This is a genomic window from Sphingobacterium sp. BIGb0116 (genome assembly GCF_024808035.1).
Taxonomy (GTDB): Bacteria; Bacteroidota; Bacteroidia; order Sphingobacteriales; family Sphingobacteriaceae; genus Sphingobacterium; species Sphingobacterium paramultivorum.
On the sequence record NZ_JANUDT010000006.1, the window covers coordinates 206,362 to 228,770 of the forward strand.

Annotated in this window: 16 protein-coding genes; 8 read left to right on the forward strand and 8 right to left on the reverse strand. The window is 40.6% G+C overall.

Annotated features, from left to right (window positions below):
- The first annotated feature begins 90 nt into the window (after window positions 1-90).
- The 4 genes from pafA (at window position 91) to M2419_RS15820 (ending at window position 6,266) form a co-directional block, all read left to right on the forward strand.
- Window positions 91-1,734 (forward strand): alkaline phosphatase PafA, encoded by a 1,644-nt coding sequence (gene pafA, locus M2419_RS15805; RefSeq protein WP_153845358.1) that lies wholly within the window; start codon window positions 91-93, stop codon window positions 1,732-1,734.
- Window positions 1,735-2,024: 290 nt separating this feature from the next.
- On the forward strand, window positions 2,025-2,465 hold the full coding sequence (locus M2419_RS15810) for an Rrf2 family transcriptional regulator (RefSeq protein WP_153845359.1): 441 nt from the start codon (window positions 2,025-2,027) through the stop codon (window positions 2,463-2,465).
- Between the two features lie 217 nt (window positions 2,466-2,682).
- The gene (locus M2419_RS15815; RefSeq protein WP_182330524.1) at window positions 2,683-5,475 is read left to right on the forward strand and encodes an outer membrane beta-barrel protein; all 2,793 of its coding nucleotides are present in this window, start codon (window positions 2,683-2,685) and stop codon (window positions 5,473-5,475) included.
- Window positions 5,472-6,266: a GLPGLI family protein gene (locus M2419_RS15820; protein WP_228280100.1), complete on the forward strand. Its 795-nt coding sequence runs from the start codon at window positions 5,472-5,474 to the stop codon at window positions 6,264-6,266. Before M2419_RS15815 ends, M2419_RS15820 begins: the two co-directional genes overlap by 4 nt.
- Before the next feature lie 77 nt (window positions 6,267-6,343).
- Here M2419_RS15820 and metG read toward each other — a convergent pair whose 3' ends face one another.
- Complete coding sequence (gene metG, locus M2419_RS15825) at window positions 6,344-8,413, reverse strand: methionine--tRNA ligase (protein ID WP_182330523.1); 2,070 nt, start codon at window positions 8,411-8,413, stop codon at window positions 6,344-6,346.
- Window positions 8,414-8,737: 324 nt separating this feature from the next.
- On the opposite strand from metG, the gene M2419_RS15830 reads away from it, so the two are divergent.
- Entirely contained in the window at window positions 8,738-9,640 is a 903-nt protein-coding gene (locus M2419_RS15830; RefSeq protein WP_259255332.1) for an LD-carboxypeptidase, read from the forward strand.
- A gap of 41 nt (window positions 9,641-9,681) precedes the next feature.
- On the opposite strand, the gene M2419_RS15835 is transcribed toward M2419_RS15830, so the two are convergent.
- Window positions 9,682-10,512, reverse strand: a complete 831-nt coding sequence (locus M2419_RS15835; protein WP_153845362.1) for a universal stress protein — start codon at window positions 10,510-10,512, stop codon at window positions 9,682-9,684.
- A 223-nt stretch (window positions 10,513-10,735) separates the two neighbouring features.
- On the opposite strand from M2419_RS15835, the gene M2419_RS15840 reads away from it, so the two are divergent.
- Complete coding sequence (locus tag M2419_RS15840; RefSeq protein ID WP_159730142.1) at window positions 10,736-11,143, forward strand: DoxX family protein; 408 nt, start codon at window positions 10,736-10,738, stop codon at window positions 11,141-11,143.
- A gap of 144 nt (window positions 11,144-11,287) precedes the next feature.
- On the opposite strand, the gene M2419_RS15845 is transcribed toward M2419_RS15840, so the two are convergent.
- The 3 genes from M2419_RS15845 to M2419_RS15855 form a co-directional block, all read right to left on the reverse strand.
- Window positions 11,288-12,118 carry a universal stress protein gene (locus M2419_RS15845; RefSeq protein ID WP_075990523.1) on the reverse strand — a complete coding sequence of 277 codons (831 nt, stop codon included), beginning with the start codon at window positions 12,116-12,118 and terminating at the stop codon, window positions 11,288-11,290.
- A 248-nt stretch (window positions 12,119-12,366) separates the two neighbouring features.
- The gene (locus tag M2419_RS15850; RefSeq protein WP_259255333.1) at window positions 12,367-14,487 is read right to left on the reverse strand and encodes a carboxy terminal-processing peptidase; all 2,121 of its coding nucleotides are present in this window, start codon (window positions 14,485-14,487) and stop codon (window positions 12,367-12,369) included.
- A 207-nt stretch (window positions 14,488-14,694) separates the two neighbouring features.
- The gene (locus M2419_RS15855; RefSeq protein ID WP_259255334.1) at window positions 14,695-15,798 is read right to left on the reverse strand and encodes a M48 family metallopeptidase; all 1,104 of its coding nucleotides are present in this window, start codon (window positions 15,796-15,798) and stop codon (window positions 14,695-14,697) included.
- A 314-nt stretch (window positions 15,799-16,112) separates the two neighbouring features.
- Between M2419_RS15855 and M2419_RS15860 the strand changes: the two genes are divergently transcribed.
- A complete protein-coding gene (locus tag M2419_RS15860) occupies window positions 16,113-17,393 on the forward strand; it encodes a replication-associated recombination protein A (protein ID WP_159730151.1) in 1,281 nt (426 codons plus the stop codon).
- Between the two features lie 190 nt (window positions 17,394-17,583).
- Window positions 17,584-19,083 (forward strand): S41 family peptidase, encoded by a 1,500-nt coding sequence (locus M2419_RS15865; RefSeq protein WP_159730153.1) that lies wholly within the window; start codon window positions 17,584-17,586, stop codon window positions 19,081-19,083.
- Between the two features lie 240 nt (window positions 19,084-19,323).
- On the opposite strand, the gene M2419_RS15870 is transcribed toward M2419_RS15865, so the two are convergent.
- The 3 genes from M2419_RS15870 to M2419_RS15880 all read right to left on the reverse strand — a co-directional run bounded on the left by M2419_RS15870 (window position 19,324) and on the right by M2419_RS15880 (window position 22,312).
- Window positions 19,324-20,238, reverse strand: a complete 915-nt coding sequence (locus M2419_RS15870; RefSeq protein ID WP_153845367.1) for a hypothetical protein — start codon at window positions 20,236-20,238, stop codon at window positions 19,324-19,326.
- Window positions 20,239-20,417: 179 nt separating this feature from the next.
- Window positions 20,418-22,046: an ABC transporter ATP-binding protein gene (locus tag M2419_RS15875; RefSeq protein WP_153845368.1), complete on the reverse strand. Its 1,629-nt coding sequence runs from the start codon at window positions 22,044-22,046 to the stop codon at window positions 20,418-20,420.
- Entirely contained in the window at window positions 22,043-22,312 is a 270-nt protein-coding gene (locus M2419_RS15880; RefSeq protein ID WP_120335714.1) for a PqqD family protein, read from the reverse strand. Before M2419_RS15880 ends, M2419_RS15875 begins: the two co-directional genes overlap by 4 nt.
- Window positions 22,313-22,409 lie beyond the last annotated feature (97 nt).

Below are 22,409 nucleotides of genomic sequence, written 5' to 3' on the forward strand. Positions count from 1 at the left end.
ATAAGTTGCGATTTATTGTTCCTTTTGTTAAGGCCTGATAGAATACTATGCAGTAAATAAAAAACTAATATTTCAATACTTAATACGATTATGATTAAAAGATTTTTTTTAAGTGTCGTCCTTGGAATAGCGGCGCTTTCGTCCATGGCGCAACAACCGGAAAGACCAAAATTGGTTGTCGGCCTGATGGTGGATCAAATGCGTTGGGATTATTTATATCGTTTTGCAGATCGATATGGAAATGATGGTTTCAAACGACTTTTGAAAGAAGGATTCTCCTGTGAAAATACATTGATTAATTATATTCCGACATACACAGCCATTGGGCACAGTTCGGTATATACAGGTTCAGTTCCCTCCATACATGGTATTGCAGGCAATGACTGGATCGAAGAACAGACGGGCAAGAATATGTACTGTACGCAGGACGACAATGTCATTGGTGTAGGTACTACAGCCAAGGAAGGGCAGCAGTCTCCACGTAATTTGCTTGCTTCGACCGTAACGGACCAATTGAAGCTCGCTTCTAACTTTAAATCCAAAGTGATCGGTATTGCAATCAAAGACCGTGGCGGTATTCTGCCGGCGGGACATTTTGCCGATGCAGCGTATTGGTTTGAAGCAAAATCAGGTGATTGGATTACCTCTAATTTCTACATGGATAAACTGCCAAAATGGGTGGTGGACTTCAACAAGAAAAAATTGGCCGAGAAATACCTGAAAGGCGACTGGAAACCAATGTATGATATCAGCACCTATGCTGCCAACAGTATTGCCGATGATAACATCTACGAAGGTAAGTACCCTGGAGAAGAAAAGCCGACTTTGCCGCGTGCGACTTCCAAGCTAATGAAAGACGAAGGCTATGAGCTGATCAAAACCACACCAATGGGAAATCAGTTTACGTTGGATCTAGCTATGGAAGCAATCAAAAATGAGCAGATGGGAAATAACCCAACTAAAAATACCGACTTTCTTTGTGTGAGCCTTTCAGCAACAGATTATGTGGGGCACCGTTACTCATTGACAGCAGTGGAGATTGAAGATATCTATCTGCAGCTCGATAAACAGCTTGCCGATTTCTTCAACTACCTGGATAAGACGGTGGGCAAGGGTAACTACACGTTCTTCCTGACAGCAGATCATGGCGCTTCTTATAACTCTCGGTTCTTTATGGATATGAAAGGAAACGGTGGTTATTTCTATTCCCGTCAGATTATCACAGGACTTAACAAAACCCTTAAAGAGAAATTTGGACAAGAGAAGCTTGTTAAAAGTATGATGAACTACCAGGTGCACTTAAATAATCAATTGATTGATTCTTTGAACTTGGATCGTGATAAAATAAAAGAGACCATCATTCGTGAGCTTCGCCATACAGAAGGCGTCGCTTATGTTGCTGATATGGAAAAGGGTGAAAGTCTGATGATTCCGGCGCCTATCCGTGAAAAAATGATCAATGGCTACAATTTTAAACGTAGCGGTTCAATCCAGATCGTTTGTGAGCCACAATGGTACGACGGTACGCCTCGTTCGACCGGTACGACACATGGTACCTGGTCTGGGTATGATTCCCATATTCCTTTGGTATTTATGGGCTGGGGAATTAAACCCGGAGTATCTAATACAGAGGTGCATATTGTGGATATCGCACCGACAATTTCGTCGCTCTTACACATTACCGAGCCTAATGGCAGTATCGGAAAACCGATTACGGCGGTATTGGGACAATAAGAGACCAGAGCGAACGCTCATTAAGTTTTAACAACACAGACAACCTTCGGAGTAGTAGAATCCTTATGGATAAACTAAATCCGAAGGTTATTTTTTAGATAAACAAATAGTTAGTTTATCGTAGGTGATCATGTATAGCAATAGCATATCTTCGACGCATGAGACTGCAGTGTGGGCAGATGTGAACTACAGTTTGCGCCCATACAGATGATACATACGTGAAATTAGGGCGGTTTTATTCTATTGAATAAAAAACGTAAATTTGCAATTCAACAGGGGGTTAACAAATTATGCTTTCCAAAAAGACAAAATATGCAATAAAGGCACTTATGGTGCTTGGTCGTAACTACGGCAATGAGCCTATGCAAATCGTGAAGATTGCACAGGAGGAGAATATTCCAAAAAAATTCTTGGAACAAATTCTGCTTGAAATGCGAAATGCCGGAATTCTCTATAGCAAAAAAGGCGCTGGAGGTGGTTATAGCCTCAATAAGGCTCCCGAAGATGTTTTCTTATCGCAGGTTATGCGCCTGATTGATGGACCTATCGCTTTGTTACCCTGCGTGAGCTTAAACTTCTACAGATCATGTGATGAGTGTACTCAAGAACATGCCTGTGGCATACGCGATACCTTTGTTGAGGTAAGAAATGCCATGTTGCAGATTTTAAATGATACAAGTATTGCCCATTTAATCAATAAGGAAAAAGAATTGAACCTAAATGTAGATTAAAGGAAATAAAATATATTTTTCTATTTATACTGGGGCGTAACAAATAAGTTACGCCTCTTTTTTTATGAGATTAAATTATTGATATAGCGTGAATTATCGTGTTTTATTTGAGCGGGTCAAGTTTCATTTATTAATTACATAATTATTTAACATTATTTTACGAATTTTCCGTAGCAACATTTATATATTTACCTCGACAATATATAAACGAAATTTTATGAAACTAACCTATTCCCTAGTTTTGTTTCTTTTATTTTCAGTCCTGAGTTCCAAGTCCTATGCACAACATAAACTTGTGGGATCGGTGGCCGATATCAAAGATCTTGCAAAACTACATCAAGCTTCAATCGCGCTGCTCAGTCCCAAAGATTCGATTTTGGTTAAATTCGGTCGGACGAAGGAAAATGGAACATTCCAAATAGCTAATATCGACACAGGTACCTATAAAATGGTGGTTTCCTATCCGCAGTATGCTGACTTGGTAAAGGATATCCATGTGGCTGCCGAAGATTTAGATATTGGTATTGTAAAGCTATCCAAAGCAGCTCTACTATTGGAGGAGGTTCAGGTGAATGGTAAAATTCCTGTAGTTATTAAAGGCGACACCATCGAATACGATGCCGGTAGTTTTAAAGTAGAGAAGGATGCTAAAGTAGAGGATCTGTTGAAGGTATTGCCGGGTATTACGATGGATGGATCAGGCAAGATCATCGCTCAAGGTAAGGAAGTAAAAAAAGTATTGCTTGATGGGGAAGAGTTTTTTGGGGATGATCCAACCCTGATCACCAAGAATATTCGGTCAGATATGGTCAGCAAGGTACAAGTCTATGAGAAGAAATCAGATCTTGCCGTACGTACAGGGGTAGATGATGGTGAACGAACGCAGACAATTGATATTAAGCTTAAAGAAGATAAGAAAAAAGGAATGTTCGGCCAAGCTGTTGCGGGAGCTGGTACAGATAAATATTATGGCGGAAAAGTCATGCTCAATAAGTTTAAGGGATCGCAGAAAATTGCTGCTTATGGTATTCTGGCCAATGATGGAATGGTCGGACTAGGATTTGAAGATAGCCAAAAATATGGTGTGGGCGGAAGTAGCAATGTACAGATGATGGACGGTGGTGGTATTATGATTTCTGGTGGTGGTGATGGTTCCGATGGGGGATGGGACGGTAAATACTATGGTGGCGGCGTGCCTAAGGCCATAAACATGGGAGCAAGTTATTCCGACAAATCCAAAGATGATAAGCATAAGATCAATGCAAACTTTAAGCGGAATCAGATCAATGTCAACAATACAAGTACATACAACGCGCAGAATAACCTTCCTGAACGTGCACAGGTAGATAATAATGTGACGTCATCAGAAACCGAAACGCAGGCAAATATTGCAAATTTAAGATATGATTTAAAGTTAGATTCACTATCCGATTTGACGGTCAATATGGGATATACCAAGTCCAATCGCGATAGTAAATCAGACTCCAAAGCCGACCAACGTAAACTGGACGGAACACTGATTACAGAAACTAATTCAAACACGGATCTAAATAGTGATCAGGATAAGTTCAATGTGAATGCGATGCTAACCCGTCGTTTTAAAAAGGAGCGTAGATCTGTTACTTTTAATGTCAGTGCCAATACGGATAAAAATAGTTCTAAAACGCAATATTTTTCTGAGAACTACTTTGAAAGTTCGGGAAATAAGACTGTAATTGATCAATTTAAGAATGATAAACTTACAAATAATGCTTATGCCGCTTCTGTGACGTACTCGGAGCCCCTTTCCAAAAGATTGACAGCTGCAGTAGGGTATTCTTTTAATAGTAACAACTCGGAAACACTTAATCAGTCATTCGATAAAGATCCTGCTACAGGTAAATACACTGTCCTGGATCAAAATCTATTAAATGATTTCGATTTTTCCAGTTTGAAAAATGGTATTAACACCTCGCTGAATTATAAAACCAGTAGTTTAACTGTCAATTTAAGCAATAGAGTTGATTTTGAGGATGTAAAGAGAACGTATAACAACCTCAATACAACATTGCAGCGCAATCAGACTTCTATCAACCCGAACGTCTCGGTGAACTATAAACTTTCGAAGAGTAAAAACATTGGATTTCGTTATAGTGGACGTACGGCACAACCTTCGTTGACACAGATCGAGCCTTTAAAGCAAAACGCACAGCCGCTTGTGGAATATTTGGATAATCCAAATCTGAAAGCAGGGTTTAACAACTCCTATTCGATTAATTACAATAGCTATAAGCAGTTGAAAGACCAGGGATTCTATTTTTATGCGAGCGCAGATCAGGGTAAGAAGAATATCAATACCAATGTACGCTATAACCTGGACGAGGGTACGCAACAAATTTCCTATGTTAATATTGATAAGGATAATTGGCGTATTTATGGTAGTGGATCTTACAGTTTTGTGCTACAAAAGAAATGGGGATTGAAAATGAATATCGGTGTCAACGGTCAGTACAATAGCCAATTTAGTTATTTATCATCGTATAACGAAGAACCAAAGCTCAATAGAAATCAGACAAAGAGTATAACTCCTGAAATAGGCTTTAACAGATATAAAGCAAATAAGATGGACTTTTATATTTCGTTGATGCCGGGGGTCGAGCAAATGAGCTCTTTTTTACAGCCCGAATTGAACCGCACAACCTTTAAATTCCGTTCTTATTCGCAGTTCACTTATTATTTGCCAAAAGATTTTAAAATCTCGCTGTCTACAGACCAAAATTATCAAGCTGCGACGAAAACATTGCAATCCATTAATATCATTAATATGAATGGGTATGTTTCCAAAAAATTATTGAAAGATAAGTCTTTGGAAGTACAGGTATTTGTCAATGATATTTTAAACAAAAATAATGGGGTGTACCGTTATCAAAATGGAACTTCATTTATCCAGACCAGCAACGATGTACTGCGTCGTTATGGAATGCTAAAAGTAATCTACAATTTTACAACAATGAAAGGAGATGCCAAATGAGTAAGTATATAAAGTTGATGGTCTGGGTATTATTGTTGAGCTCAGGAGTAGCCCATGCACAACACGCGTATTTTCCGAGCAGCGGAACGGTGACTTATGAACGGAAGTTTCATGTGCAGAATTTCTTAAAACGCAATTATCTCAGCAAACCCGATTTAGATACCTGGGATAAGCTGATGGTCGACAATGCGGTGAAGAATGGGCCTGCAGAGGTGGTGACCCATCATATCCTGAAATTTTACGATAATGAAACCCTGTTTGAAACGGTGCAGGAAGATTATCCCGCAAATTATCGTAATGTGACTCACTATAATTCTATTCTCCCGGATTCAAAAACGTACATTAATTTCCAGAATCAGGAATTCTTAAAATTGCTCCCCTTTGGAGATGATCAGCTCTTGCTTAAAGATTCATTGCCTACTGTAAAATGGAAGTATACCGATGAATACCGAAATATTGCGGGATATGACTGCAGAAGAGCCAATGGAATTATTCAAGATTCGGTCTATGTGGTTGCGTTTTTTGCGGGGCAAATCCCTATCTCCGGTGGTCCTGAACTTATACACGGACTCCCGGGCTTAGTGATGGGGATATCCATCCCAAGTATGAATGTAAATATGTTTGCCACAAAGGTGGAGATTACCAATACTGCATTTTCCAACGTGCTGACCAAGAAGAAAAAAGTTGTTGCGGAATCCAGGGCAGAGATCATAAAAAAACTGAAAGATACCGTCTATGATTATATGGATGAGAAGGCGTTTAAGAAGCGTTTGCAGAGTATACTCTTTTAGGGGGGTAGGCGGTCGAGATGATAAAAAAGCCTGTTCGTATGAACAGGCTTTTTGTATAAAAGGAGGTAGGTCTTATATTAACGTACCGTACTTCCGACTTTAATTGTTGTATCGGGTTTGACAAAATCCAATCGACCATCAGCGTCTTCGGCCATAAGGATCATTCCCTGTGACATAATTCCTTTTATTTCACGAGGCTCAAGATTGACTAAGATGGATACCTGACGGCCTACGATCTCCTCAGGACTGAAAAACTCTGCGATACCCGAAACGACAGTGCGTGTATCTAAGCCGGTGTCTATCGTCAATTTTAACAATTTCTTGGTTTTGGCAACTTTTTCAGCAGCGGCAATGGTTCCGACACGGATATCCATTTTAACAAAATCATCGAAGCTAATATTTTCTTTTGCAGGAGCAACCTTGGCATTATCGGCTAAGTTTTTCGCTTTTGCTTCAGCAAGTTTGTTTAACTGGAAGTCGACTTGTTCATCGGTTATTTTGTCGAATAACAATTGCACTTCACCCAATTGGTGTCCAGCTTGGATCAAAGCATCTGAACCTGCGTCGTTCCAGTTTCCTTGCGGAAAATTAAGCATTTCAAATAATTTGATAGCTGTTTTCGGTAAAAACGGTTGTGCAAGAACGGCAAGATTGGCAACGATTTGAGCAGCAACATTTAGGATTGTTTTGACACGTTCCTCATCTGTTTTAATGATTTTCCATGGCTCCTCATCAGCAAGATATTTGTTGCCCAGACGAGCTACATTCATAAATTCTGCCAATGCCTCACGGAAGCGGAATTGCTCCAAAGACGATTTGATAGAAGTAGGGTATGATTTTAGTTCATCCAGTACCGCTTGATCTACAGCTGTTAGTGGCGAACCGTTCAATACCTTGCCATCAAAATATTTGTGAGAAAGTACCAAGACACGGTTGACAAAGTTTCCAAAAATAGCAACGAGCTCATTGTTGATCCTAGCTTGGAAATCTTTCCAGGTAAACTCGGCATCCGAAGTTTCCGGTAATATGGATGTCAATACATAGCGCAATTCATCCTGCTTATCAGGAAATTCCTGTAGGTATTCATGTAACCAAACCGCATGGTTTCTAGACGTGGACAGCTTATCACCTTCCAGGTTAAGGAATTCGTTGGCTGGAATATTTTCTGGTAAAATATAGTCGCCGTGTGCATGAAGAATCGCCGGGAAAATAATACAGTGGAAAACAATATTATCTTTTCCAATAAAATGGATCAGCGTAGAATCGTCTGCTGGGTTTTCATGGGTTTTCCAATAGTCTTCCCAGTTTTTACCATGGTCTAAAGCCCACTGTTTTGTTGCTGAGATATAACCGATAGGTGCATCTAACCAAACATATAGTTTTTTACCCTCTGCTTCAGCCAAAGGTACATCAACGCCCCAATCCAGATCTCTTGTCATTGAACGCGGCTGTAAACCGGATTTAAGCCAAGATTGACATTGGCCAAAAACGTTGGATTTAAGGATATTTTTCTTTCCTTCGATCAGCCATTTTTCAAGCCAAGGCTGGTATTTATCCAAAGGTAGGTACCAATGTTTCGTTTCTTTCAAAACTGGCGTTTTTCCGCTCAATGTTGAAATTGGGTTGATCAAATCTGTTGGGCTAAGTGATGTCCCACATTTTTCACATTGGTCACCATAAGCGCCTTCGGACTTACAATTTGGACAAGTTCCCGTAATGTAGCGGTCGGCCAAAAACTGATGGTATTCCTCATCGTAGTACTGCTCCGAAAATTTCTCGACAAATTCACCTTTGTTGTAAAGGTTCAAGAAGAAATCCTGCGATAACTGGTGATGTATGGGCTCCGATGTACGGTGATATATATCGAAAGAGATACCAAACTCCTCAAAGCTTTCTTTGATTTGTTTATTGTATTTGTCAATGATTTGTTGCGGGGTGATGCCCTCTTTTTTTGCACGGATGGTAATCGCCGCACCATGCTCATCTGAACCACATACATAGACTACATCTTTTTGATTCAGACGCAAATAGCGGACAAAGATATCCCCTGGGATATAAGCTCCGGCAAGGTGTCCAATATGTAAAGGACCATTGGCATAAGGTAATGCCGATGTGATGGTATAACGTTTTTTATCTAGAATACTCAATGCTTGAAAGTATATTAAAGTGTGTACTTGTTTTCTTTGGCAAACTTAGATAAATTGCTGTTTATATGCAATATAAATGCGTGTCATATCGAACAATTTATTCTTGAATTCTTGTTTTGGCTCATTTCTACGATTGTTTCAACTTGATTAAAATGCGCTTCCATTTAACAGCTTGTTATCGTAGAAATATTATTCAAAATAGCGGTAGAAAACTTAGATAAATTTACGTTTATTTGTACATATAAGCACAATATATCAAGTAAATTTATAACTGGACTCTACAATGGAGAGCTCCTTACGTTTGATCATTAGCGATAAAAAAAGATGTCCAAAATACCTGATTTTCTGAAAGAAGGCGATAAAGTAGCTATCGTTTGTCCTGCGAGTTTTATACGTGGCTCTATTGATGTTGGCATAAAAACATTGGAGAACTGGGGGCTGGAAGTTGTGGTTGGGAAGACTGTTGGGACATCGTTCCATCAATTTGCCGGAGATGACAATTTACGCGCTGCCGATCTGCAGTGGGCACTGGATGATCCGTCGATTAAAGCAGTTTTTGCCGCGCGCGGAGGTTACGGTTGTGTTCGTATTGTCGATCAGATAGATTTTTCAAGCTTTGAAAAAGATCCCAAATGGTTGGTGGGTTTTAGCGATATTACCGTATTGCATAGTCATATTCAACGGAACTATAAAATTACAACAATACATGGACAGATGCCAAAGTCTTTTGAAACGGGCACAAAAGCATCGTTGGAAACTTTAAAAAATGCATTGTTTGGTCATAATATGGATTTTGCCTACGAGCAAACGTTATTCCCCAATCGTGCGGGTAAAGGCGAAGGAAAATTGGTCGGTGGAAATTTAGCAATCTTACTATCTGTACTTGCTTCTAATTCGGATGTCAATTACAAGAATAAAGTTTTATTTATAGAGGATGTAGGTGAAGCCTATTACTCCGTAGACAGAATGCTAAGGGCATTGAAGCGCGCGGGGAAATTAAAAAAATTGAATGGTCTAATTGTAGGGGGCTTTTCTGCTATGAAAGACAATGATCCTGCTTTTGGGCAGCGTGTAGAGGAAATTGTGTGGGATATAGTTAAAGAATATGATTTCCCGGTAGCATTTGGCTACCCTGCAGGGCATATTGATGATAATCACGCCCTGGTATTTGGGCGAAAAGTAGCCTTGAATACAACAGTAAATTCTGTTCAGTTAACCTATTTGTAGGGGAAGCTGAACAGAATCTCGTTGTTTTATTTATTGGTTGATTATCCCGAATGTACAGGGATGACCATCATGGCAGCCTGACTCTTCCAGGCCATCTTTTGCGCTATACTCGTATTGAAAATTCGACTTAATAAGCCCTTGTCCCGATGGAAAGTGACCATCATGTCGATATGATTTTCGTTGATGTATTGGTTGATTCCTGAAGCAATGTCTGCATTGAGGATATAACTATAGATTGGGTGGTAAGGTGCCAGTAAATCCTGCATGGCTGTTATTTCTGCATTAACGGCTTTATTTGCCGGATCTTCTTTGGTCACATGGACGACATAGACCTCACTTTTACGTAATACTTCGGACGCATTAACCAAAAGACGGTTTAATTTTAGTTTTACCTCTTTGAGATTGGTGGCGATCAACATCTTTTTGGGTACCCGAAATTCTGCTCGTGCGGGGACCACCAGTAATGGTGTGTGACAATTTTCGATCAGCTTGAGGGTATTGCTTCCAAGAAGCAGTTTCTTTAAGCCACTTTTACCTGCAGTCCCGACGATGACAAGATCAATGTCCTCCTCAGCACAGGTACGGTTTACGCCATAGCTAAGTTCATATTCTTCAAGAACTGATTTCCAGGCAATGCCCTCAGGGAAAAGCAACATCAGTTCCTGTTGCCAGGTATTGAGGTCCTTTTGTTTTTCTTCCAAGATTTCTGAATTGCTGATGACAACAGGTTCAGTACCTACGGTAGGGATTACTTCGTATGTGTGGTATAGGACAACTTTTTCAATGCCCCAAAGTGGAGCTAATTGTGCGGCATATCGAGCAGCAGCATAGGCATTGTCCGAAAAGTCTGTTAACAAGAGTAGGTTTTTCATCCTTTAGTTATTTGTTGATCCATAATCCGCAGCTAAGGTTTTTTACGCTGTCTTAGCCGTTCCAAGCATTATAATCGGGTCTATAGTCATCAAATTACGCATTAAGTATTATAAATGCAATAGCTTTATTTATTATGGTGAGTGCTGTGAGGGGTTCAATTTAAATAATTTCATTAATTTAGGGAGATCGGTAATTCAAGTTTTAATAAATTAAACGTTTTTTATGGCAATTTGGAATTCATTGGGTAAATATAGGGATACGGGACTTTTGGTCGTGCGTGTTGGACTTGGGGTGATGATGATCATGCACGGTCTGCCCAAATTACAGGGCGGTCCTGAGCTCTGGGCAGGTGTAGGAAAATCTATGGGTAATATTGGTATTCATTTTATGCCTACCTTTTGGGGGTTTATGGCAGCTGCGACCGAAACTGTTGGGGGCCTATTTTTATTGCTGGGGCTCTTTTTCCGACCAGCGGCATTATTGCTTGCATTTACGATGGTCATCGCTGGATTAATGCATCTTTCTAAAGGAGATGGTATCTCTGGTGCATCACATGCGATTGAGCTTTGCTTTGTGTTTTTAGGACTTATCCTTATTGGGCCGGGTAAACATTCGGTTGACAAGAAATAAGAGACTTCCCGGCAAGAGATTTCCCAGAGGAAGAATTATACGACAAAACGCCGCAATGTATTCTAAATTGCGGCGTTTTGTCGTATAATTTGTTTCTGTTGGACAACGAGTCCATCGTTGTTGATATTTACAAAGCACAGATTTCTAGGATCTATCCATGGGAATAACCAGTAAGTTGGCAGCGCCATTCCAGGCTATTTTCTTAGAAATGCTTGTTTTGAATAGGCTCGCTAATAGTCCTTGCTTTTTATGGAATGAAAGTATGAGATCAATATGTTTCTCTTTGGCATATTCTTCAATACCTAGTGCAATATCATCATGGCTGATGTAGTCATAAATCGGATGATATTTGTCCAGGCGTTCATGGAGATGCTTTAATTCCTGTGCCAAATCTGCGGCTGAACCTTCTTTTTTAGCAACATTCAAAACATATAATTGTGCATTGAAAGTGTCTAAAACCTGATCTAAATTGAATAAATCCAGCTTTCTGTCTACCTCTTTCAGATCGGTTGTAGCCAACACATTTTTGGGGACTGCAGGATTTACCTTATGGGAAACGATAAGCATGGGCTTATTGCAGATGTCCATCAACGTAATAGCATTACTTCCGACCAAAATCTTAGCAAAACCTGTTTGTCCGGTGATACCCAATGCGACAAGGTCAATGTCGTGCGATTTACACATGTCATTGACTCCCAATGGCAGATCAACATCTTCCATCTGATGCGTTAGTTCCACTTGTGGAGGGAACAATAATCTAATTTGGTCAAACCATTGTGTCAGTTCTTTCTCTTTGGTCTCTTTTACCTCATCATTGACAATGACAATAGGTTCGTTATTGACAATGGTAACACTATTGTAAGTATGGTAGATAATAACCTTTTGAGTTTTCCAGGCTTCTGTGCACAGCGCAACTTGTTGTGCTGCAAGAAGAGCATTTTCTGAAAAGTCAGTTAACAGGAGGATCCGTTTCATGATGTTCTTTTTTATACGTTTAACTTCTATAACCTGGTTGGTGCATCCTGTCCTGCAAAATCTTTAGCGTATGAGCTATGGGAATCATTCGGACTTCAAGCAGTACCGGTATATTACTAAAACAATGAATGTAGCGATAAGTTACAAAGAAAACGTGAATTTAATGTTAAACTCTTCCTATTGTGATGAGTGTCATAAAAAAAGGCAACCGGGATTACGGTTGCCTTTTTTTAGAGAGAGAATACGTTCTATTTTTTTGCTTGAAAGTTGATGATATAATCGGTCATCACTTTGGCACTTTCATCTTTCACAAAGTCAAGATCGATTTTAGGTTGGGATTTACCTTCCTCCCATGCTGGTTTACCCTGCAATTTCAATAGGGCGTTGATGCGGTCTCTATTTTTCTTGAGGTTGTCATCTTTCTCTTTCTTGAATTTGTTTAGTTCCAATGGAATTTTAACATCCTCATCTTTTTGAGCTTCTTCAATATCCTCTTTTAGATACTTATATTCCAATGAGGTTTTAATGCGTGCCTCATGCATCGCTTCTAATTTTTTGTCAACAGCAGTTAGATCAGCTACTTTTTTGAAGTTGCTCGATTGGATTTGATCCCAAGGGAGTGCTGATTTTTCTGAGCTCTCGCCAAATTTCTCTGCGGAGAACTGCGAAGGGAATACGATATCTGGTGTAACCCCTTTATGTTGTGTACTACTACCGTTTACACGATAGAATTTACCTAGGGTGATATTGATCTGTCCATATTGAGGAGCACCTTCTGGGGTATCTGGATCTTTTTCACCTGAGGCCTTTAACAGTAAGCGGCTGGTCGGGCTGATAACGCGTGACATGTCGATTGCCGATTGTACTGTTCCTTTACCATAACTTTGAGATCCTAAGATAATACCTCTTCCATAATCCTGGATAGCCCCGGCAAAGATTTCAGAAGCAGAAGCCGAGAAGCGGTTGATCATGATGCCCAATGGACCATCCCAGGATACACCCGCGTTTTTATCTTCTTCGACATCGATGTTATTTTTGGTGTCTCTTACTTGTACAACTGGACCTTTATCGATAAATAAACCAGTTAGATCAATTGCTTCCGGTAAGGAACCGCCACCATTGAATCGCAAATCGATAACCACAGCATCTACTTTTTCCTGTTTCAAGGTGTCTAAGATTAACCTAACGTCTCTCGTTGTGCTCTTATAGTTTGGATCGCGTCTTCTGTAAGCTTCAAAATCCATGTAGAACTTCGGAATATTGATGATACCCACTTTGTACGTTTTTCCATCGGCACCTTTGACGTTCATAATCTCTTTTTTCGCAGACTCTTCTTCAACGACGATTTTCTCACGTACTAAAGATACAATGCGCGGATGAGAGTTCATTGGCTGACCAGCAGGTATAATTTTCAGGCGAACAATGGTTCCTTTTGGACCTTTGATTTTTGCTACGGCTGCATCAAGTCTCCAGCCAATAATGTCTTCGAATTCACCATCTTTTCCTTGGGCTACAGCAATGATTTTATCATTGACATGAATGCTCTTGTCTTTGAATATTGGTCCACCAGGGATAATTTCGAAGATGCTTACGGCCTCGTTGTCGACGACAAGTCGTGCTCCGATTCCTTCAAACGTATTGGCCATTCCTTCATTGAAGGCCTGTGCAAATGATGGGTTAAAATAAGACGTATGTGGGTCAACAGCATCTGTCAATGCTTGCATGACCACTTGAAAAGCATCGTTGGCATTGGTTTTCTTTGCCTGCGAGATCAAATTGACATAGCGTTTTTTTAGTGTTTCCACCTGTTTGGTCCTCGCGCTGTCGGTCGATTTACCACTCGCGGTTTCTAAGTTGAGCAGATCGTATTTTACGCGTTTACGCCATTGGTCGTTGGCTTCATCTGCCGTTTTGAACCAGCCTAATTTTTCACGGTTAGGTTGGTAATACTCATCCTTCGTATAATCCTGTTTCTTATCGATTTCTGAAAGCGCATATTGCATTCTGTCCAGGTATCTCTTTGAATAGACATTAAAAATATGGAATGCAGCAGAAAGATCTCCATTTTTGATATCCTGCGCAAGATTGTTTCTGTACGCTTGAAATTCATCAATATCCGCTTGAAGCAAATAATTTTTTCCTTGATCCAAAGTTTTGATTAGATTATCGTATATGATACCCGATATCGAATCATTCATTTTGACCTTTTTGTAGCTCGCATTTTCCAATAATCCCGAGACTTCTTTAGCGATAATTTGATGTTGTGTGCTTGGTTTAAGCCCTCCATCATCAGGAAGCGCCACTCGTGGTTTTGAACCACAAGAAACAATGGATACAACAAAAAGTGCAAATATGAGTTTCCTAAACATATTTTCGACGGTTTTAATAATCATTCTTTTTAAAAAATATTCAGCTCCTATTGATGAGCGTGCTAAATTTAGTGAAATTCGTAGCACATTATCGCAGAATCTAAAAATTTATTTGATTTATCCTTCAATATTTACAAAAAGCTTAAAATCTCTTTGTAGACTGCTCTTTCAACAGACCAATAGAAGGGGTAGATTGTTTTAAATGTTTCAATTGTACAATTCATTTTTTAACTGTGTATAGGCTTTGTAGGTCTGATCAGCAGATGGATAATCTTTTAGCACAAGATAGACCTCGCCTAGTTTATCCAATATAGCGAGTGAGAGCTGTTTGTTATTTTCATCTGAAGCCAATTCAGCGGCCTGCACAAATTCTTTGATCGCCACCTTATAATTACCATCTTTTTGCTTGGAGGAGGCCAGCAAGTATTCGATTTCAGCGAGCTCGCTACTCAGTTTTTTTGCATTGGCCAAGTCGCGGGCTTGTAGCAGAAACCACTGAGCCTCGGTAAATTTATTTTGCTTAAAATAAATTTCAGCAAGCATTTCCCATGCAAAAATCTTCCCCTCATAGGCTTTGGCCTTATTGAGTAAAGGGATCGCACTGCGGATAATATTATTCTCGGCAGTTTTATAATTTCCCTGACCGGCTCGTGCCATAGCAATTAAAAGCCAGGCGTTGGCTTGGTCTGCATAGCTTTTGCTCTTCATGGCATAGGTATGATAATTTTGTGCGCTCTCTTCAGCACGTACAAAGTCTCCACTATACAGCTGGAAATTGCTGATGTTCATATTAATTGTAGCAATATCATCCCTATTATCGGTACGATTTGCCAAGGAAAGCGCCTGATATAAAAATTTTGAGGCATTGCTGCTATCGTTATTTTTAATTGAAAATAAGGCTGCTTCATTGGCAAGCGCATAGCCAGCAATCCAGTTTTCAGCTTTTGTTTGCGTCTCTATAGCACTATCCCAGCTATTTGCCGCAGTAGGCATGGGGTTCATTAAATATTGAAAATGGCCCAAGTTATTGGTACTCCGCAGTTGCAATAATAGACGCTGGAGCAGGAGCTGCCTGGCAATTTCTTTGCTGAAAGACTTCTTGTCGGCATAATGCTCTGCTAGTATTTCATTGGCTGTTTTTGGAGGTGGTAAAAAATAGACCTCTGGACCGATACCTTTAAAGGTAGCATCGTATTGTTTTATCGCGCCAGTATAATCTTTGGCAGCATCCTGTGCGATTACCTGACATGGTATATTCATGAATGCAGTCAAAGCGGTAAATATAGAAATCCAGTATTTTGTCATTCTCATAAAATATTACGTTATTATTAACGTCTACATAAATTTAGCTAAAGGACATATTTGAGCAATCTACTACTTAATTCGATAAACCTGTACGGTCGGTTATGCTCTGCCAAAAGCAATTTACATATATAATAGAGCAAATATGACGAAAAATTGTGTGAAAAAATGTTAAAGTAATATCGAACGGCGAATGATAACCCTCAAAACTATGTTTGTGAAAGCTTGATGCTTATTGCTTTGCAGAACTCTTCATCGAAGAGTTTGGATGAATAAAGCTAAAATATTTAGTCGCTGTGCCGTTTAATTTTTAACTTTGTGTTATGGCGACACGAATTCCATTAGCAGAACGACTTAGACCGCGGCAATTGAGTGATTATGTGGGACAACAACATATTGTGGGCCCAGATGCAGTACTCTACCATGCGATCCAGCAAAAAAATATTCCATCCATGATTTTGTGGGGACCTCCCGGGGTCGGAAAAACAAGTTTGGCCTTGCTGATCGCAAGAGAGCTCGACCGGCCGTTCTTTTCATTAAGTGCGATTCAAGCAGGGGTGAAAGATATTCGTGAAGTCATCGAAAAAGCCGAACGGCTGATGAACTTCAACCAAGATCAACCCATTTTATTTATTGATGAGATTCACCGTTTTTCCAAGTCGCAGCAAGATTCACTTTTAGGGGCTGTTGAACGCGGGCTTGTGACACTGATTGGTGCAACAACAGAAAATCCATCGTTCGAGGTCATTTCCGCATTGCTCTCGCGTTGCCAAGTGTATGTATTGGAACATCTTTCGGAAGAAGATCTTATTGGATTAATTCAAAAAGCGTTACATGAAGATGAATATTTACAGAAACAAGCTATTGTTGTAGAAGAATATGAGGCCTTGTTGCGGCTTTCTGGTGGCGATGCACGTAAATTATTGAATGTTCTCGAATTGGTTGTGAATGCTGCTGTATTGCACAAAGAGCCAATTACAAATGCTTTTGTATTGAAGCAGGTACAGCAAAATATGGCCATTTATGATAAAGCGGGTGAGCAGCATTACGATATTATTTCGGCCTTTATTAAATCAATCCGCGGGTCTGATCCGAATGCCGCAGTATATTGGCTTGCACGGATGATCGAAGGCGGTGAGGATCCATCCTTTATTGCACGGAGGTTGTTGATTTTAGCTTCTGAAGATATTGGCAATGCCAATCCGAATGCCTTGTTGTTGGCAAACAATTGTTTTCAGGCAGTCAATGTTATTGGATGGCCCGAATCACGTATCATTCTTTCGCAAACGGTTATCTATTTGGCGACTTCTGTTAAAAGCAACGCTTCCTATGAAGCAATCAATAAGGCACAGGCCTTGGTGAAACAAACTGGAGATCTATCTGTACCGCTGCATATCCGCAATGCGCCGACCAAATTGATGAAGGACTTAAATTATGGCGCCGAATACAAATATTCACATGCCTATCCGGGGAATTTTGTTGTTCAGGAATTTCTTCCCAAAGAAATCAGTGGAGTCAAATTGTATGAGCCTGGGCAAAATTCGCAGGAGGAAAAATTGAGACAGAGTTTAAGGGACAAATGGAAAGAGAAATATAAGTATTAAATCAATATGTCTTGAAAAACTAGGCATGGAAAGTATTTTTGACTTTTGTTAAAACGATCTAATGGATTTGCTTGTTCTTATGGCGTTTTTCAATAGGTAGTAAACACGCTGGCACTCTCCATAGTTAGCGTGTTTTTTTTATTGCGGATCAACTTAAATTATTTATGTTTGTTTTACAAATGTTTCAACTATGAACTTAGAGCCTTTAAAACAAACAGGACGTTTGGCCACCATAGCACTGACTGGACTTTTTGTCTTTTCCTGCAAAAAGGATAATCCTAAACCCGAGCCCGAGCCGGAACCAGTGGAGCGCACCGAAGCGCAGCTGATCAAGGATGATATCTATAAGTATTATAAGTTATATTCACTTTGGGATAAATCCATTCCTGATTATACCAGTGATCCTTCTCAATTCACGGATAAATATGGTTCAGCAGATTTGGTGCTCGATGCGCTGAAGAAGATGACACCAGCACATACGGCTTATCCAAATGGAGTCTTTGACCGATTTTCCTATATGTTGGGGCTAGATGGATATAACACCGGAACAACCGCTTCTGGCAGGCTTAAGATGGATACGAACGATGGGTACGGCATCTATGTTCAGTTGGGCACGGAAGATGAAAAAACGGCACAGCCCATTATTTATTTTGTAGAAGGCGGATCTCCGGCCCAAAAGGCAGGTTTTAAGCGTTCCGATTTTATTACGGCAGTCAACGGTGATTCTGATTATTCTATCGCCGTCACCTGTACGACGACTGGTTGTTCGATTAATGATGCAAGTGCTCGGGACAAAATGATGAATAAGCTGAATGCTGCTTTGGACGCTGGTACACTTAAACTTCAAGTGAAACATCAAGACGGGACAACAACGACCAAAGATCTTACATACGCGAATGGTTATACCATTGACCCGATCTATAAAGATTCGATCTACACGTATAATGGAAATAATGTTGGGTACCTCGCTTTATCATCTTTTGAGGAAATTGAGAATAATAATGTCAATCAACAAAAGATTGATGCAGCTTTTGATAAATTCCAGGCTCAGCAGGTTAAAAGTTTAATTGTTGATTTACGCTACAATGGCGGTGGTTATGTTGACGCTTCCGCTTATGTTGCCGATAAAATTGGGGGAGCTATTACGAAAGGAAAGCTGATGCTAACCTATGAGGTGAACGATTATATTAAAGCGACACCGAGCATCAATAAAATGTTTCAGGATACCAAGTTTGAAGGCAAGAGCAATCTGAACTTGAGTAAAGTTTATTTCCTGGTGAGTGATCGTACAGCATCGGCAGCGGAAATGTTAATTAATGTGCTCAAGCCCTATCTGCAAGTGCAGATCATAGCCTCTGGTGCGCGTACATACGGTAAACCTGTAGGCTTTTTTGAGCAGGTTGTCCAAAAGAAGGTATCTTTCTGGCCAGTTTCCTTTCTTCTGAAGAATTCTGCGAATTTTTCAGACTATTGGGATGGGTTGGTTCCAGATAAAAGCAATATAACAGATTACGTGTTTGTCGATGTAGGCGATAAGAAGGAGACCATGCTGGCGACAGCATTGAACGATGCTGCACCGGGTATTACCACCAAAGCTTCTATCAATGCAGTAAGCCGAAAGGGCTACCGCACGCTTGACCAAGGCGAGGTTAATATACGACCAGACCGTGGCATGATCAAGAAACGTTAATCAAGAAACATTGATAATAAAAAATCCCCCATCTGTCATCAAGACCTTTGGGGGATTTTTTTATAGCTTTATTCGCCTTGTGTTCGGACAGCGTTCGGGGCTGATCAATACGTGTAGAAACTTTGTGCAGATGCTGACCAGATAATTTCTGTTCGGGATCTGGTCAAGGTCTGTTGCATATCGGGTCAAAGTCTGTGCGCATCCGAAGCAGGTACGAACAAAGTACGAATCTGATCCCTTTTATTCGTTCGAAAAAAGATAAGAATGGCACAGTTCTGCCGCGGCAGCATCTGGCAAACATTTTAAGTAGCCAACGGGAACCTGAGCGATGATTTTTTCCAAAATGGTGTTCATGTTGGAAAATAATTCCTTGTTCCAACGTATGGAAGTACAGCTCGGCAATACAGCGATAAAGCCTTTAAGTCCAGTTTGCCATTCGAACTCATTCTTAGGAGCCTGTTGCAAGCGAACGAATCCTTGTAAGGGCAGTTGTTCATTTTTATAACACGGCGTCTTGCCGCTCCAAGGTGTTCCATAAATTAATACACCTTCATCGGTTATTCGAATAGCTGGATTATCGTCGTTGAGCAAAGAGGTATTTGGGATATGTTTTAACCAAAGGCGGCTATGTGTACTCTTACCGGTACCGCTCTTGCCTAAAAATGCTACACCTCTGCCGGCGTGGTTTGCAACAGAAGCATGGATCATGATGGTGTTATGCAGCAGGCTGGCTTGCCCAAAGATCATCATCGCCATCCAGGTAATAACGCCACCCTGTTCATCCGCTGTGCTTGCAGGGACATAAAGTAAAGAACGTTCAAAGTTGCGGTCACTTTGGAGGTACCAGATCCCATTGCCCTGTTCGTTGCTGATTGTTGTGATGAAAGTATCCTCTTTTTCATAAAAACGAAATCGATCTCCCCATGCAATGGACTCGTCTGTCCGAAGTATACCCATATCCTCAGGTATCGGTGCTTTTGCTACACTGACAGTGATACTAATGTCTGTTTTGTCGGTGGGGTCTAGCCATTGGAAGTCGCGAAACGAAGGAAGAAGCTGGGCTAGCGGATAATCTGCAGGATGATTAAACTCCAGTATTAATTCCGCGATGCGGTAGCGTGTCTGGGATAATTCGGATGATGTCGTCAAATTCATGTTTAAATAATTATTTCGTGGGCTCGCCCGATTTGTCTTTTAAAAACTTGTTAGAAATTCAGACTTAAGTATTTGCCGGTCATTTCTTTTTATTTCATAGCTGTTGTCAGCCACTTCTTTTCATTTGTCTATTGTGCCGATATGCGTCTTATTGATCCACTATGTTGCTCGAATTAGGATTAGTCGAGATAAATACGTTGCTGGCATTTTTCGGCCAGGTGTAGGTCATGTGTTACAAACAAGCAGATTTTGTGCTTTCCATGTTCCAATAGTCGATGAATTAACGTATCCGATGTCGTCTTATCCAATGCGGAAGTAACCTCATCGAAGAGCCATATATCACCGTCGTGCATGAGTGCGCGGGCAATAGCAACGCGTTGTGCCTGCCCTTCTGATAGGCCAATGCCAGATTCACCGACGACCGTATCAATTCCGTCGGGTAAGTCAAATACAAATTCCGCACAAGCAAGCCAAAGTGCTTTTTGCATATCCATTGCCCCTTCTTCTTTGACATGAAGGAGTAAATTCTCACGAATGGTACCGCTGAATAGTGAATTTCCCTGCGGAATATAAGCGAGGTTGATCCGATGGCTGGCCGTTAACTCTCTTTCACCATCCTTATCTAAAAGCCTAATTTGTCCTTTTTCAGCTTTTAGCAATGCCAGCAGTAAGCGGATCAATGTTGTTTTTCCTTTTCCACTCGGTCCGATGATAGCGGTGGGCTCACCCACCTTTAAGGAAAGATTTAAATTTTGTAACACCCATTTATCTTCATAACGGAAGGAGAGGTCGCTGATCCGAAGCTCCTGTGTCTCATGGAGACGCTGTTGTGTTACCTGTGGTTCGATTTCTCCAGCTTGCAATTCCAATAGGCGATCTGCAGATACCCGGAAGCGTACAAAGCCTGGGATATAAGCAATCAGTGCGAGGATTGGCGATTGAATCCGTGCTACCAATTGTAGAAAAGCGGTCATTGTTCCGAATGAAATCTGCCCCGCCTGTAATCGATAGATCCCCCAGATAAAAGCGATTAAATAACCGGCATTCATGGCTACTTTCATGGCTCCCTGAGTGTATGTGGAGAAGTTGAGCTGGCGTATTTTCAACAATAATAATTGATGCTGGCTCGCTAGGAGTTTCTCTCTTCTTTTAGGGAAGATTCCCATCGCCCGAATGAGGAGTCGAAAACGAAGATTTTCCTGCAGCACCTTTGAAAAGTTGCTTTCCTCCTCCTTGACTTCCTTGCTAAGCTTACGCATCTTGCGGAAATACAATTTTGAAAACACAAAAAGTGGGGATATGGCCAGGATCATCAGTGCCAGCATCGGGTCCATATACCAAAGAAAACCGACTGAGGCCAATAGCTGGATTGTGGTCAATATAAAAGACAAGAATGTATTGGCGATGGTATTGGCGACTTCCTCACAGTCCGTCTGGATGCGGATCTGAATATCGCCTGTATGCCAGTTTTTGACTAATTGCCATATGGAGAGCATTTGCGCGTCGAGCATCGTTCGTTGGAGCTGGAGCGTAAGCATCAATTTGATCTGCTCCATCATGCGACCCGAATACCCCTTGATGCCTACATTTAAGGCAATACTTCCCACGATGCCAATAAGTAGCCATTTCAGTGGTAAATCCCCATGAGATGTGGCCGTGTCGACAGCCTTTTTGGATAAAAACACAAAAGCGAGGGAAAGGCCAATGCATATCAGTTCCAGTATGAAATAAAGGAACAGTTTGCTTCGGTATCCCTGGGTGATTGACCAAGCCCAGCGCAGGTGTTGCTTCAGGCTATTGTTATTCATTTTTCCAATAATCCCTGTTTTTGGAAGTCTTGAAGGAGAATTTCTGCATCGGATTTTGCCTGTTCGATGTCCACGTCATAATTTTCACAAAGTAAATCAACGATAGTGTCAATTGTGAATTCTTTTCCTTTGAGTTGTTCCCACAACCATGCTGCAGAGCTGTTTAGCGTATAAACTGTTGATAGGTCAACCATATCTTGGCTAGGATCCACAATCAAATGATCTGAACCAATTGTTCTCAAAACTAAATCCGATCTTAATTTCATAAGCTTTAAATATTTTTAACAAGTTAAACTCGATGCGTTATATTATAGGCCGCCTGTTGTTAAATTGCATTACGAACTATTAAACACAAATAGTCTG